Origin of the sequence: Virgibacillus sediminis (assembly GCF_042643265.1) — a bacterium.
GTDB classification, from domain to species: Bacteria; Bacillota; Bacilli; order Bacillales; family Amphibacillaceae; genus Virgibacillus_O; species Virgibacillus_O sediminis.
In genome coordinates this window covers 50,950-64,984 of sequence record NZ_JBHRRZ010000005.1, presented here as the reverse complement: position 1 = coordinate 64,984, position 14,035 = coordinate 50,950, and the positions used below count along the sequence as shown (strand labels likewise).

Sequence of the window (14,035 nt, the reverse complement as noted above, 5' to 3'; positions counted from 1 at the left end):
TCCGAGACCCCGCAGTGTGGGTTTTCACGAGGAGGCTCGGGCGTTCGTCCGCGGAAAGGGAATGGTTCGTGCTCCTGGAGGCAAGAAAAAAAGCTTGTAGAAAAACACGGGGTTTCTCTACAAGCTGGAAGCAGCACATATCTATGTGCTGCTTTTTTGCATGGTTAGCTGACATATACCTTCACAAAGCATTTTTTTATCCCTTTTTTATAAAAAACAGAAATACCCCTAATGCATATTTGACTTCAAATCTTCGCATGATAAGAATGCATTTCTACGACAAAGGAGGATTCTCGATGACAGTAAGTGCCCAAGTAAAACAAACCATTGCCGGCCTTAAAAGTGCCCAGGCAAGTTTTGAACAGTTTGCCCTGCAGACTGAAAATAAACAGGCTAAACAAATGTATGAAAATGCTGCACAGCAAACACAGACTATTTTGCAGAGTGTAGAACCAAGGGTCCAGCAAATGGAACAGGAAGAGCCCCAATATAAAGGATTCTAAAGGCAGAGGAAGAGGAAGGCCTGCACAGGCCCCCTCTCCCTACTAAATAGAATGGATGATTATCATGAAAATATGGAAAGCAATAATACTTTGCAGCATCCTCTGGTTTGCACACGGATGTACTGCGGATGATGAACAAGGAAGCACCAAGGATTCTGTAGATATGACCTTGATTTCCTCCAAAAAGGCAATTGATCAATCACCATCTAATCAGGCTAAACAAAAGTTAAGCAAACATCAGGAAGTCACTAGTGTAAAAGCCGTGAATACATCCAAGCATATGCTGATTGGTATGGAGATTGAGCACATGAAGCGATTCAGGCTTGCACAGTTTCGTAAAGACCGTACCAAAGAAATGGAAAAGGCTTTTCCCAATATGAAAGTGGAATTTTCGACCGATCAAAAAATCCTGCTGGAAATGGAACGGATCGAGCAGGGATTGGAAGAAGGGAAATACTCGGAAAAAGAACTTGGTAAAGAACTCGATAAACTTATAAAGCTGTCCAAAGAACAGACCTAAAGAAAAGAGTGAGCAGGAATGGCAGATCAAAAGAAAAAAAAGCTACCACCAGAGGCTCAGGCCTACCAATCCTTTCAACAGAAAAGGGAAGTTAAACGGCCTATTTTCAAGAACTGCGTCAAGGCTTTTTTTGTTGGTGGATTTATATGTTTCATCGGCCAGATTATTTCCACCTTCTACATCTACAATTTTAATTTCACCGAACAGACAGTGGGCAATCCCACGGTAGCTACCCTCATCTTCTTTACCATGCTCCTTACAGGTTTCGGAATATACGACCGGATGGGGCAATTCGCAGGAGCTGGGACAGCTGTTCCAGTTACAGGATTCGGTAATGCTGTAATTTCCTCGGCAATTGAGTACCGAACAGAAGGATTCATACTCGGAGTAGGCAGCAATATGCTTAAACTGGCCGGTCCTGTCATCGTCTATGGTGTTTTCGCTGCATTTGTGATTGCGATCATTAAAACTATTCTCATCCAATGGGGTGGATTGTAATGTTAGTTGGACATCGTACATGGATTTTTGAAAATAAACCAGTCATTATTTCAACCGGCACCGTGGGAGGTCCATTCGAAGCAAAGGGGAATATACCAGACGACTTTGATATCCTCCACGATGATATGTGGCTGAAGCAGGATTCCTTTGAAAAATCCCAACAGATGATGATGGAGGAAGCCTGTCAGGTCGCTGTAAAGAAAAGCAACATTGAGAAGGAACAGGTGGAGTTTTTCCTAAGCGGTGACCTGATCAATCAAATCACCCCATCCAATTTTTCCGCAAAAACTATGGGGATTCCATATTTCGGTTTGTTTAGTGCCTGTGCCACATCTATGGAAAGCCTGGCACTTTCTTCTCACATTATCAATGCTGGCAGTGCCAACTACATTCTGAGCGGTACAGCCAGCCATAATGCTGCCGCAGAGAAACAGTTCCGCTACCCTACGGAATATGGAGGCCAGAAACCGCCAACCTCCCAGTGGACAGTCACCGGGGCAGGATGCGCTCTGGTTGCGAAGAGTGGAGAAGGCCCTGTTGTCACTTCTGCCACCATCGGCAAGGTGATGGACATGGGAATCACGGATCCATTCAATATGGGAGGTGCCATGGCAGCGGCAGCAGTAGATACCATTGAAGCCCACCTTAGGGAGAGAAATGTAGATCCATCCTATTATGATCTCATTATAACCGGGGACCTTGCCCATGTCGGCAGAGAAGTATCCTATGATCTTCTCGTTGAGAGAGGTTGGGATATCAGGCTGGATCAGTATGTGGACTGTGGACTGACAATATACCGGGAAGGCCAACCAGTCCTGGCCGGCGCAAGTGGGTCAGCTTGTTCGGCAGTTGTTACTTATGGACATTTCTTGAATGCCATGAAACGCGGTGAATTAAACCGGATATTAGTCGTGGCTACAGGATGCCTACACTCCCCACTCAGCATCCAGCAGAAAGACCCGATACCATGTATAGCACATGCAGTCTCCATCGAGTCAGGAAGTGATGTATCATGATATTTCTATGGGCGTTTATTGTTGGCGGATTGATTTGTGTAATAGGCCAAATTATGTTTGATGTATTTAAATTGACTCCTGCCCATACATTGACCGCTCTTGTCGTTTTAGGTGCCATTCTTGATGGATTCGGCCTCTATGAGCCTCTCATCGACTTTGCAGGCGCCGGCGCGACAGTCCCAATTACGAGCTTCGGTAATTCCTTAGTCCACGGTGCCATGGCTGAGGCCGAAAAACACGGATTGATCGGTGTCGTAACGGGGATGTTTGAAGTAACCAGTGCAGGTATATCTGCAGCCATTATTTTTGGAGTCATCGGGGCTCTTATTTTCAAGCCAAAAGGATAAGGAGTGATTGATATGACAGTAGGATCCCAAGTGAAAAGCTGTTATGCCTCCGTTAAAAATGCCGAGGCTTCTTTAAAAGTACTTGCCAATAAAGCACAGGACCAGGAAACAAAGACAGCATTCCTTAATGCCGGCAACATGGTAATGGAAATAAAAAGTGACCTGGAAAAACAGGTTATTGAAATATCTAAAGAAGAGCCACAGTATTAAATACTGGGTAGTCAATATAAGAAAGGAAATGATGATATGCCCGACTGGTTCATTGTGGTCGTTAAATCATTATCACTGCTAGCCGTCTTGTTTGCCTTCACCAAACTACTTGGGGCAAAACAGCTGTCCCAGCTCAATGTATTCGAGTATATCACCGGTATTGTATTGGGGGGAATTGTAGCCATCCATACAATTGATCCGGGTGGTAATATCGTCTATGCGTTCATTGCTATGTTTATTTGGTTCATCGTACCTTATGGCGTGGAATATATTTCACTAAAAAGCAAGGCCTTCCGGGACTTTACGGAAGGAAAAAGTACTGTCTTCATTCAGGATGGCAAAATAATGGAAGATAATTTGAAGAAAGAGGGCTACTCCACTGATGACCTACTTGAAAAATTAAGAGATAATAACATCTTTCTGGCTTCTGATGTGGAATTTGCCGTGTTGGAACCCTCTGGCTCTCTAAGTGTACTGCCGAAACGGGAAAACCGGCCATTGACCGCAAAGGACCTCGGTTTGAAACTGGCCCCCCAAAAAGAGCCACAGACAGTAATCATGGATGGCAACGTCCTGCATGAACCACTTGCCAATCTGAACCTTAATATGAACTGGCTCGAAACAGAACTGGAGAAAATGGACGTCAGCCTGGAAAATGTATTTCTCGGTCAAGCAGACACTAACGGGCAATTATATGTAGATCTATATGATGATATGATTGCTGTCCCACAGCCGAGCGAGGTGCCCTTGCTGCTTGCTACATTGAAAAAGTGCCAGGCAGACCTCGAAATGTTCGCATTGGCCACTCAAAACGAAAATTCCAAAGCCATGTACGAACGAAACAGCAAAAAAATGCAGCAGGCCATTGACATGGTTTCCCCATATATGTCCTGATTCCTGTTATAGGCATGCTTACCCTTCCAAATGAAATGGTGTAGGCCTTTTTCTTAAACAGCGGTAAAATGCAGGAAAAAGCCAGAGGGATTAAAAGCTCTCTGCCGGAGTGAACATCAAACCTGGGGCTGATGAAGTTTCACAAGGGGTTATATGGGCAAAGAAGAAAGACCGGCGTTGGCCGGCCTTCTTCTATACTAATTGACATCTATGCTGTCTTAAGTCTTAGCCGCCAATTTTCAAGGCAACCTTACCGAATTGTTTTCCTTCTTTCAGATAGTCGAATGCATGTTGAGCTTCTTCTAAGGAAAATGTACGGTCAACCACCGGCCGCATTCCAAAGTTATTGACATGATGAAGCATTGCTTCCAATTCCTGTGCGCTACCCATAGTGGTGCCGAGTAACTGGTACTGGCCGTAGAAAAAGCTTCGCAGGTCAAAATCAACGACATCTTCTGTAGTAGCCCCGAAGGTCACCATTTTCCCGCCTTTTTTGAGAACCTTTAATGAGCGGTTGAATGTAGCCCGGCCCACACTCTCAATCACCAAATCCACTGTCTCATTTTTTAGTTCTTCCTGCCAGTCACTGTCATTATGGATAACTACATCAGCCCCCAATTCCTCAGCCCTTTTCAGCTTTTCCTCGCTGCGGGAAGACACAATCACTCTTGCTCCGGCATTTTTCGCAAACTGGACGAGATAAGTAGATACTCCGCTGCCTGCTCCTGGGATAAATACGGTATCAAGCTCTTTGATCTGCCCCTTCGTAAACATGGCACGATAACCGGTGAGGCCGGATAATGCAAGTACTCCTGCCTCCTCCCAAGATAGGTGTTCGGGCTTTTTCTCCACCTGATCAGCTGAAAGCACTATTTTCTCGGCAAAGGTGCCGTGATCCGGCATGCCAAGGATGTCAAACTCTTTAGGCGGTGCGTCGGTGTTATACTTCCACCTTAAAGATGGATTGACAATGACTTCATCTCCCTGCTTTACATTGCTTACCCCTTTTCCTAGAGAGTCAATGACTCCTGCCCCATCAGACCCGAGTATCAGGGCATCAGCCTGGTTGCCTCTTCGATTCGGAAGGCCGACATCCCTTCGGTTAAGGCCAGCAGCCTTTAAGGAAACGACTACTTCTCCTTCTCCGGCAGACGGCTCTGGCATATCTCTAACTTTCAATTCACCGTTTTCATGCACAAATGCTTTCATTGTCATCATCCTTTCCTATAGTAATTACTAAATCGCTGCAACTGTTCCTCGTCTGTAATATCATGGGGAAAAAGCGGTACATATACCAATTCCTGTTCTTCGAATGTCTGCTCAATCGTCTTTAAGTACTGCTTTTCGTGGTTTCTCCGCTGAGTTAAAAATTCGCCGTCTGCCTCTTCCGGGAGTACTTTATTGATAATAATCGTCTTCACATGTAGATGATAATCATCCAACAGCTGTACCGCTTTCCTTGTTTCCAGGATAGGCAGTCTTTCCGGATTAAGGACAAAGATGAATCCAGTGACCTTGTCATCCAGCAATATTTTCCTTGCTTTGGAAAACCGCTCCTGCCTCTCTTTCAACACATCATAAATGGGGTCTTCCACCGGATCTCCGTCATTCAATAGCTGACTGTAATTTTCATTGGTTTTTTTCCTACGTTGCAACAGTCCGTCAATCCATACCCCCATTAATTCGGGGAGGGAAAGAAGCCGGATCGTGTGGCCAGTCGGAGCAGTATCAAACACAATTTTATCAAAATTCTCTCTTTCTTCAAGAATGATGGAGATCAGCTTATCAAATAAAGCTGCTTCATCGGCGCCGGGGGAAGCTTTCGCAGTATCAAGCTGGCGGTGGACTTCTTCCCTCATGTTCGAATGCACCGTGCCCATAATATTTTCCTTCACTCCACTGATATATCTCTCTGTTTCCAGCTCCGGGTCAATTTCAAGTGCAGACAAATGGCTGCTGACCTGTTTGACTTTCCCGCCAATTTTCACACTGAATATATCTCCTAAATTATGTGCCGGATCAGTAGAAACAAGAAGGGTCCGATACCCCTCCTCCGCTGACCTCCAGGCGATAGCTGCAGCGGACGTAGATTTACCTACTCCGCCCTTCCCTCCGACAAAGATAATATCTTTTTCCAATGCTTTCATCATCAAAGACTTCCTTTCTCTTCCGGTCAACAGCAGCGGATTCCGGTAAGTGGGGATTTTTCCATCCCCATCCGCAAATGCCAATCATGAAATTTTTCAATCATCATCGGATACAGTTCCAAGGTATAATAGTAGACAGGGTTGGGAATACCAATCATTTCTGAATAAAGAAGAAGCAGGAATAAGTCATCTTCATTCCGAAGCTCCCTGGCAATCTCCTGCCTATGAGGCATGCTTAACACCTCTTCATAGTAGCTAATTAGCTTTTTCATCTGCTCCAGCATAAGACTCCCTCTTTTCCAATAATTTTCTTGAAACGAGAAAACAGAGAAGAGACCATTCTACATGATCTCTTCCCTTTCCCTTCATTTCTTACGCTTTTTTCTCCTCATCCATTTCTTCATCAAACTTTCCGGTCAAAGCTGAAAATGCGGTGACGATAATCCATAAGGTAAAACCGAAGATAATTGCCCCAAGCACGAACAGCAGCATGTTAGAATCGCTGCCCCACCAAGACCATTGAAAAATGACTTGCTGGAACATGGCATACAGGGTCATGAACATCAGGAAAATCATCGGTATCAATGTAACTGCATAATTTCTGCCTAGACGTTTAAGCCAAATGGATACAAGCAACAGACTGATACCTGCCAGCAGCTGATTGGATGTACCAAACAGTGGCCAAATCAGATAGCCCCCTGACCCGAAGCCATTAGGCCCTTCCGGAATCAGCACAAGTGCCGCACTGGATACTACTGCAACCGTGGTAGCAACATGGGTTTTTGTCAGTGCCGGAACACGATATTCCGCACCAAGCTCAGAAATGATGTAGCGCATCAGTCTGACGGATGTATCCAATGTAGTTGCTGCAAAGCTGACGACAATGATGGAAACGATGGTGGTAGCTACTCCAGCTGGAATCGCCAGCCCTCCGGCTAGTTGTGCCGCACCTTCTACAAATGTTCCAAGGCCGATAGCATTCGCTTCCGCAAACCCGGAATAAGCATTGGAAAACTCGGTGGTGCTTGCGAAAAAGGTTGCAACCGCCAAAATGGATACTAAAGCCAGAATTCCTTCACCTACTGCCCCAAAATAGCCGACAAAACGAGCGTCCGTCTCTTTATCCAACTGTTTGGAAGAAGTGCCGGAAGAAACCAGTCCATGGAACCCTGAAATTGCTCCACAGGCGATGGTAATGAACAATAACGGCAGCCACGGAGTATCGGCATTCGCATTGGTGACTGGCGCGGTAATCTCGGGATTGGTAAAAAGCAAACCAAGATACAGAATTGCCAGTCCTACTACCAATTGATGAGAATTAATGAAGTCCCGGGGCTGCAACAGCTTCCAAACTGGAAGAGTAGATGCAATATAAACGTAAGCCATCAGGATGACAATCCAAATGAGAAATGCCGTTGATACAGCACCAAGCCCGAATAAGCCGGTACCGTCTTCGCCACCCATATATCTAACTAGATCAATCTGCAGAAATTCTGTTCCACTTGCCACAATCGCTGTAAAATACATGACAGCAAGTGCAATCAGTGATGGTACAAGCATTTTCATATTGCGTTTATATGCCGCATATCCAATCCAAATGGCCAATGGAATTTGAATAAACACAGGCAGTACACTAGCCGGATATGTGATAAATAGATTGGAAATAACCCAGGCAAATACAGCATTTACCATTAATACAAGAATAAGAATAATGAACAAAAACAGGATTTTCCCCCGTTGGCCAATCAGTTTATCCGCTATTGTACCTACCGACTGACCTTTATTCCGTACCGACAGGGCAAGTGTACCAAAGTCATGGACACCCGCAGCGAACACTGTTCCGAGTATTACCCAAAGAAAGGCCGGCAGCCATCCCCAATAGACAGCTATCGCAGGACCGAGTATAGGAGCCGCCCCTGCCACAGAAGTAAAATGATGCCCCCAAAGTACAAATTTATTTGTCGGGACAAAATCTACCCCGTCCTTATATTTATGGGCCGGTGTAACGTAATTCGGATCAAGCCTGAAAATCTTTTCGGCAACAAACTTGGAATAATAACGGTAGCCTAATGCAAAAATAACCAAACCAATTATTGCGACCGCGATACCTGGCATTTCTCTTCCTCCCCCCATTTTTTGAAGACCATTTTCCTGTATGTCTGGCCAATTATGGCCGATAGCTGGATAAGGTCCTGTTAAACGCTATGTGAAAGCGCTCTTATCTAGTACAATTATATTATAATTTGACAATTATTCAATAATTTAGAACTATAAAGCCCAAAAAATAAGAGGCTGCTCCATGGAAGGAACACCCTCTTATTTTTTAGTAATACAACTTTCCCTGCCGGTAGATAATCGTAGATAATTTCATCACAGCGTGGATATAGCAATTTTTTCGAAGAGAATGGCGGTCACCGAAGTACTGAGGAAAAATGGTATCAAACGTCTTCCTCATCTTATTAGTAAGATTCCGGAACACATCTTCCTCTTCAAGAAATTGGGTTTCCCTCCCTTGGAGCCATTCCAGATAAGAGACGATTACTCCACCTGCATTGGCCAAAAGATCCGGCAAGATAATGACACCTTGTTCATTCAAATATTCATCCGCTCTCTCCGTAATTGGAGCATTTGCACCTTCTACTAAAATTTTCGCCTTTATTGTATCCATATTGCCTTCATGGACCTGGCCGCCCAGTGCTGCAAAAATGAGTACATCACAGTCCAGCTTCAACAACTCATCCCGGCCCAGAATGTCTGCCTTGATATTTGCTTCTTTCAGCTCATCATCGTTGACTGGCAGATTGTTTTGATTGGAGGAACTGAACCGGATCAAATCAGGAATATCAATACCGTCCGGATTATACAGGGTTACATTTTTATCACTTACTGCCACTACCTTATTATTAAGGTGACTACATTGATAGGCTTCCAATGCGGCTACAGATCCCACATTGCCAAAACCCTGTACCGCTATATCCAATGTGCGGTCCTGATACTCCAATGCTGTTTTCGCATACATGCTTTCCCGTTCCCCAAGCCAATCTCTATTTTCCTGGACAAAGTCATGAAGCAGATAGCGCAGGGTGAAATAGACACCCTTTCCGGTTGCTTCCCTTCTGCCGAGAGAGCCGCCATTGAGAACACTTTTTCCCGTAAAGCTCTCCCTGTATTTCTGGCCTGGGTGAATGCTTTTGTATTCACCCATCATCCAATCCATTTCCCGTTCACTGGTACCTACATCGGGGGCCGGGATATCCTTTTCCGGTCCAAGGATTTCACTAAAGTACTGGACGTATTTCTTGGATATCGTATATAGCTCCTTCTCGCTGAAATCAGATGGGTTAATGACCACTCCTCCCTTTGCTCCCCCAAAAGGCACTTCATGCAACGCATTCTTCAGTGTCATCAGTGAGGCGAGATCTTCTACCTCGGATTCTTCCACTGATTGATGATAACGGATTCCTCCTTTATAGGGGCCGAGCATATTATTGTGCTGCACCCGAAAAGAGGGAATCCGCTCTACACGATTATCCTCCAGGCGAACTCTTAAATAGGATTTATGGACATGGTTGGGGGTGGAAATGATGGAAGCCAGAGAAGTAAAAGCCTTCTCCCTGGATTCCCCCTCAAGGTCCGGAAGAAATGTCGGATCCTCCCTCAATGCTGCCAACGACTCCTGAACAATCTCTTTTGAACTATCTGGCACAATTATCCCTCCTGTTCAAGTATTCATATATCTCTATACCCGACTGAAGAGAAATCAAAAGCTCTATTCGATCAGAAGCTGGCTTGTTATTAAATAAAGACTGCTGCAAGGGTTGCAATAAATAGGCCGGCCATCACAGGGAGAAAATTCTTCCGTACCAATTCCATAACAGATACACCACAAAAGCCGGCAATCGCGATGAGAGAAGACCATGCCACAATCGTACCGCCGCCGGTCCAAATCGCCCCAAGCTGTCCGAGCGCCGCCAATGTAGGAGCATCTATTGCCCCTGTCTCGAGGGAAGCAGCTAGTGCACCCGTAAGAGGGAGTCCGGAGAAGCCAGAACCGTCCAGCCCGGTTATTATACCAATCACCAGTATGCTCAAGGCCGCGAGCAAAGCACTCTGAGGAAGGTATTCCTGGGTCGCATTGACCAAGTCGAACAGTAGTGCAGGTGCATCTTCATCCACTCGCAGAATCGTACCGGAAAATTCGGAGCTTCCCAAAAAGAAAAATCCAGCAATCGGTATGACCGGCCCCATCGCCTTGAAAGCAAATACGAAGCCATCTGTAATATGATTTGTAATATAATCTAGTGCATGCTGTCTACCGAAGGCCAGTGTGGAAAGCAGCAGCAGAATGACGGCAACTCCACCGACAAAAGCCGCCCCATCTCCACCTATCAATCCTGTACTTCCTGAATGAAGCTTACTGTACATCATAAATATGACTACCGCAAGAAGCGATAATGGAACGAGGACTGCAAAAACCTTACTCCACGCAGAGAGATGCTTTGTCTGTGCCTTATTCCTCTCACTCTTCGTTGTTGACTGCAGCTTTTGGAACTCCTCCTCATTCCGAACGTCTTGGGGCGCACGGATTTCCTTGCGGTACAGCAAATAGGCAAAAAGGATAGCCGTCACACCAGCAAACAGCGACAGCAATAAAGCTTTATCAGCAATCAAACCGGCGTTCAGTCCAGTGGAAGAAGCAGACAGACTCGGGGCCACTTGAACAATATAGTCTGAAGAAAGGGCCATTCCTTGACCTGCAAGCGCAATAGCCACAGCAGCTGTCATTACGGGCAGTCCGGCTTTAACAGCTGCTGGAACCAACAAGGCACAGATCAGAGGAACAGCAGGTGTCGGCCAAAAAAACAGAGAAATAAGATACGTGACACCCACTAAAACAAAGAAGGACACATGACCATTGACCATCATTCTCTGAATCGGCTGGATCATTTTTCGATCGGCACCTAGGTCATGTAAAGAATTCAGCAATGCCAGCATGAAAGTAATAATGAGAAAAATACTGAATAGCTCCTGTGCGGCTACCAAATTGGCATTGAAAATTGCAGTGAAGCCATCAAGCAAACTGCCCTTGTATACCCAGGCGATGACAAACGTTCCCAATAATGTGGGAAATACTACCCCTTTACGGAAGATCATCACCACAATAATAGCGAGCGTAAATAAACCATATAACCAATGGGAGACTTCCAAGCCCATATAGACCACGCCTCTCCTCAAGAATTAGTTATACAGCCTATGCAGTAAGCTTCTAAAACGCTACTGCTATGTTTAGCAATTAACTCCAGGGGAATAAAAACAATAAATCTACTATGAAGGAGGATGCTGAATGAAACCATTTATAAAAGGATATACAAACGATGAACAGCTGAAAACTGATGTAAGTGTACTGAAAGATAAAGGGGTAAATAAAGATGATGTATATATCATTTCCCATGATGAAGATCGTACGGAACGTGTAGCCGGCGGGGCTGATGCCAACACAATTGGTACGGACGAAATGGGCTTCTCCGACGCTGTAGGTACCGTATTCAAGAGCCAGGGAGATGAATTGCGGACGAAACTAAAAGATATCGGCTTCTCCCAAGAAGAAGCGGAGCAATATGAAGAAGAGATGGACGAAGGGAAAATTTTCCTGATTGTTACCAACTATGAAAATATAAACAGTTATTTACTCTAAAGCAAAAAGAACACGAGCTGGCGAATCCCAGCTCGTGTTCTTTTTGCTTTTACTCCTTCATGGGCAGGAACAGCATCAATCAGCCTAGACCCTCAGCAAATTGCCCGCCTGTCTCCTCGGGTATTCGCCAATCCGTCTTAACGGATCCAACCGCCATGCATCCTCTAGTCCTCCAAGCCGGCACATTCATGGCAGTACAAATCCCCATCCTTCTGCTCTCCGTCAAAAAAACCATTTTCACAATAAATCTCTTTCCCACAGACAGTGCAGCTTCCCACTAATTCCCGCAAGATGGTTCACCCTCCTTCTACATATTTCTATTCTATTAAAAAAGCAACCTCCTGTGCCATAGAGGTTGCTTTTCTGTGAGCGAAACTGGCAAGCTATGAAGCTCTCAATAGAATTCTGGGCTGCTTATGGAATAAGAAGAATATGATCAGGGTGCTCAGGATAAAAGATGGCAGCATATAGGAACCATTATAGAGAAGGGAATATAACCATGCTGGCTGCCCCTCCACTGCGGAACCGAAAAATACGATTCCCGCAATATAATGTGCCAGAAAACGAAGTGCCGATCCGATAAAAGCCCCTGCCGTAATATAAGATAGATAGGTTTTGGTATGGCCTTCTTTCACTGCCTGCTGGATTCTGCGGGCAAATATACCCGCAAACCCAATCACCGTAAAGGCAACCAGGTAATCCAACAGCCCCTGTATAGGATGAAGAATATAAGCGGTCCCTGTTGCCACCTGAAGAATACCCCATAGGAAGCCGGATAAAAGACCGCCCTTCAGCCCCCAGCGGAAGGCCACAACAAACACGGGAATCATAGCAAAAGACACAGAGCCTCCCATCGCCCAAACCTTAAATGACAGGAAGGGCAGTATATCCAACAATAGTGCTAATGCAGTAAATACAGCTACTTCTATCAGAAATAATGTCTTGCCGGACTTCATATAATAACCTCCCCAGCAGTTTTTCTGCACACAAAAAAAGCAATGCCAAGGGGAAGACTTCCTGATGGGAACAGTTCCGCTCACATTGCTTTTTACCATCAAGAAAGCCACCATCCCTGCGCTAGTACTAACTAACAGGTTCAAAGGGTCTGAACATTTGTCCACTCTCAGCCACATGGCTCCCCCTGCAGGCTTTCCATTCACTTTTTTTGCTACTAGTATTGTATACTACCTGTCCTATCAATTCAACAAAAAGTCCAGCCGGCTGGAGAGCTGACGTTCAAGCAAGAAGATAGATTCATGGACAGCCCAGCTATTCCACACATTGATCCAATAGTCAGCTTATATAGGCCCCTGCCTCCCAGTCTCTTCTCATTTTTTCCAGTGGTCCCACCTGCGTTCGGGTCTCCACCTCACCGTTGGAAATATAGAATTTCTAGGCCATGTGAAATAATCACTTGAATTAAAGATGTTTTGCCTTGACATTCGTTATTTATAAACTTATACTTAGTAACATAAAGTAACTAACGCAAGATACTATAATTTGGAGGGATAATGAATGGCTAAAACAACTTGGAACGTAGATACCGCACATAGTGAAGTTGGCTTCACAGTAAAACATATGATGATTTCTAAAGTAAAGGGAACTTTCAACGATTTTTCTGCGGTAATTGAGGCAGACGTAGAAGACTTGACGGACTCAAATGTAGAGGTAACTATTGACGCAGCAAGTATTGATACAAGACAGGAAGGCCGTGATGACCACCTTCGCGGCGAGGATTTCTTCGATGTGGAGAAATACCCGAAGATTACCTTTGTTGCTACGGATATCAAAAAGAAATCAGGCAACAATTATGATGTAACTGGGGATCTTACTATTAAAGGTACAACCAAACCGGTCACTGTCGATGTAGTCTATGAAGGGCAAAGCAAGGATCCTATGAGCGGCAATATCGTGGCAGGTTTCAGCGCGGACACCACCATCAACCGGAAAGAATTCGGACTGACATGGAACGCACCTGTAGAAACAGGCGGTGTCCTCGTCGGTGAGGACATCAAAGTTCATGCAGAGATTGAAGCACATAAAGCGGAATAATACCAAGCATCAAGGAAGAGCATAATTGCCTGAATAGCTATGTACTTACCATGCTCAACACACGAGGTTAAGACGGCGTGACTCCGTCAACAAAGAAAAAGAGGCAGAATCATCTTTTCGATGAGACTGCCTCTTTTATTGCATTCCCTTCTC

At 45.0% G+C, this 14,035-nt stretch carries 17 protein-coding genes and 1 riboswitch; of the genes, 9 read left to right on the top strand and 8 right to left on the bottom strand.

Features of this window, described 5'->3' with window-relative positions; genetic code table 11:
- Positions 1-296 precede the first annotated feature (296 nt).
- From ACFODW_RS03405 to ACFODW_RS03375, 7 genes are all read left to right on the top strand, one after another.
- Positions 297-503, top strand: coding sequence for a DUF1657 domain-containing protein (locus ACFODW_RS03405; RefSeq protein WP_390303005.1), 207 nt, complete (start codon positions 297-299; stop codon positions 501-503).
- A gap of 64 nt (positions 504-567) precedes the next feature.
- Entirely contained in the window at positions 568-1,023 is a 456-nt protein-coding gene (locus tag ACFODW_RS03400; protein ID WP_390303002.1) for a hypothetical protein, read from the top strand.
- An 18-nt stretch (positions 1,024-1,041) separates the two neighbouring features.
- Positions 1,042-1,521 (top strand): stage V sporulation protein AC, encoded by a 480-nt coding sequence (gene spoVAC, locus ACFODW_RS03395; RefSeq protein WP_390302999.1) that lies wholly within the window; start codon positions 1,042-1,044, stop codon positions 1,519-1,521.
- Complete coding sequence (spoVAD, locus tag ACFODW_RS03390; protein ID WP_390302996.1) at positions 1,521-2,537, top strand: stage V sporulation protein AD; 1,017 nt, start codon at positions 1,521-1,523, stop codon at positions 2,535-2,537. The genes spoVAC and spoVAD overlap by 1 nt, the downstream gene beginning before the upstream one ends.
- Entirely contained in the window at positions 2,534-2,884 is a 351-nt protein-coding gene (gene spoVAE / locus ACFODW_RS03385) for a stage V sporulation protein AE (protein ID WP_390302993.1), read from the top strand. Before spoVAD ends, spoVAE begins: the two co-directional genes overlap by 4 nt.
- 12 nt (positions 2,885-2,896) lie before the next feature.
- The gene (locus tag ACFODW_RS03380) at positions 2,897-3,094 is read left to right on the top strand and encodes a DUF1657 domain-containing protein (RefSeq protein ID WP_390302990.1); all 198 of its coding nucleotides are present in this window, start codon (positions 2,897-2,899) and stop codon (positions 3,092-3,094) included.
- A gap of 36 nt (positions 3,095-3,130) precedes the next feature.
- Positions 3,131-3,988 (top strand): DUF421 domain-containing protein, encoded by an 858-nt coding sequence (locus ACFODW_RS03375; protein WP_390302987.1) that lies wholly within the window; start codon positions 3,131-3,133, stop codon positions 3,986-3,988.
- Between the two features lie 225 nt (positions 3,989-4,213).
- On the opposite strand, the gene ACFODW_RS03370 is transcribed toward ACFODW_RS03375, so the two are convergent.
- From ACFODW_RS03370 to ACFODW_RS03345, 6 genes are all read right to left on the bottom strand, one after another.
- Positions 4,214-5,197, bottom strand: a complete 984-nt coding sequence (locus ACFODW_RS03370; protein WP_390302984.1) for a zinc-binding dehydrogenase — start codon at positions 5,195-5,197, stop codon at positions 4,214-4,216.
- Positions 5,198-5,202: 5 nt separating this feature from the next.
- Positions 5,203-6,135 (bottom strand): ArsA family ATPase, encoded by a 933-nt coding sequence (locus ACFODW_RS03365; protein ID WP_390303011.1) that lies wholly within the window; start codon positions 6,133-6,135, stop codon positions 5,203-5,205.
- A gap of 26 nt (positions 6,136-6,161) precedes the next feature.
- Positions 6,162-6,419, bottom strand: a complete 258-nt coding sequence (locus ACFODW_RS03360; RefSeq protein WP_390302981.1) for a cory-CC-star protein — start codon at positions 6,417-6,419, stop codon at positions 6,162-6,164.
- Positions 6,420-6,507: 88 nt separating this feature from the next.
- Positions 6,508-8,250, bottom strand: a complete 1,743-nt coding sequence (locus ACFODW_RS03355; RefSeq protein ID WP_390302978.1) for a carbon starvation CstA family protein — start codon at positions 8,248-8,250, stop codon at positions 6,508-6,510.
- A 208-nt stretch (positions 8,251-8,458) separates the two neighbouring features.
- Positions 8,459-9,841, bottom strand: coding sequence for a Glu/Leu/Phe/Val family dehydrogenase (locus tag ACFODW_RS03350; protein ID WP_390302975.1), 1,383 nt, complete (start codon positions 9,839-9,841; stop codon positions 8,459-8,461).
- An 89-nt stretch (positions 9,842-9,930) separates the two neighbouring features.
- Entirely contained in the window at positions 9,931-11,349 is a 1,419-nt protein-coding gene (locus ACFODW_RS03345; RefSeq protein ID WP_390302972.1) for a hypothetical protein, read from the bottom strand.
- 130 nt (positions 11,350-11,479) lie between these two features.
- Between ACFODW_RS03345 and ACFODW_RS03340 the strand changes: the two genes are divergently transcribed.
- Entirely contained in the window at positions 11,480-11,830 is a 351-nt protein-coding gene (locus ACFODW_RS03340) for a general stress protein (protein ID WP_390302969.1), read from the top strand.
- Positions 11,831-11,994: 164 nt separating this feature from the next.
- On the opposite strand, the gene ACFODW_RS03335 is transcribed toward ACFODW_RS03340, so the two are convergent.
- Together ACFODW_RS03335 and thiT are read right to left on the bottom strand one after the other, a co-directional pair.
- Positions 11,995-12,120: a hypothetical protein gene (locus tag ACFODW_RS03335; protein WP_390302966.1), complete on the bottom strand. Its 126-nt coding sequence runs from the start codon at positions 12,118-12,120 to the stop codon at positions 11,995-11,997.
- Positions 12,121-12,213: 93 nt separating this feature from the next.
- A complete protein-coding gene (gene thiT / locus ACFODW_RS03330; protein ID WP_390302963.1) occupies positions 12,214-12,786 on the bottom strand; it encodes an energy-coupled thiamine transporter ThiT in 573 nt (190 codons plus the stop codon).
- A gap of 96 nt (positions 12,787-12,882) precedes the next feature.
- A riboswitch (TPP riboswitch) is annotated at positions 12,883-12,982 on the bottom strand.
- Between the two features lie 363 nt (positions 12,983-13,345).
- On the opposite strand from thiT, the gene ACFODW_RS03325 reads away from it, so the two are divergent.
- The gene (locus ACFODW_RS03325; protein WP_390302960.1) at positions 13,346-13,882 is read left to right on the top strand and encodes a YceI family protein; all 537 of its coding nucleotides are present in this window, start codon (positions 13,346-13,348) and stop codon (positions 13,880-13,882) included.
- Positions 13,883-14,035: the final 153 nt, after the last annotated feature.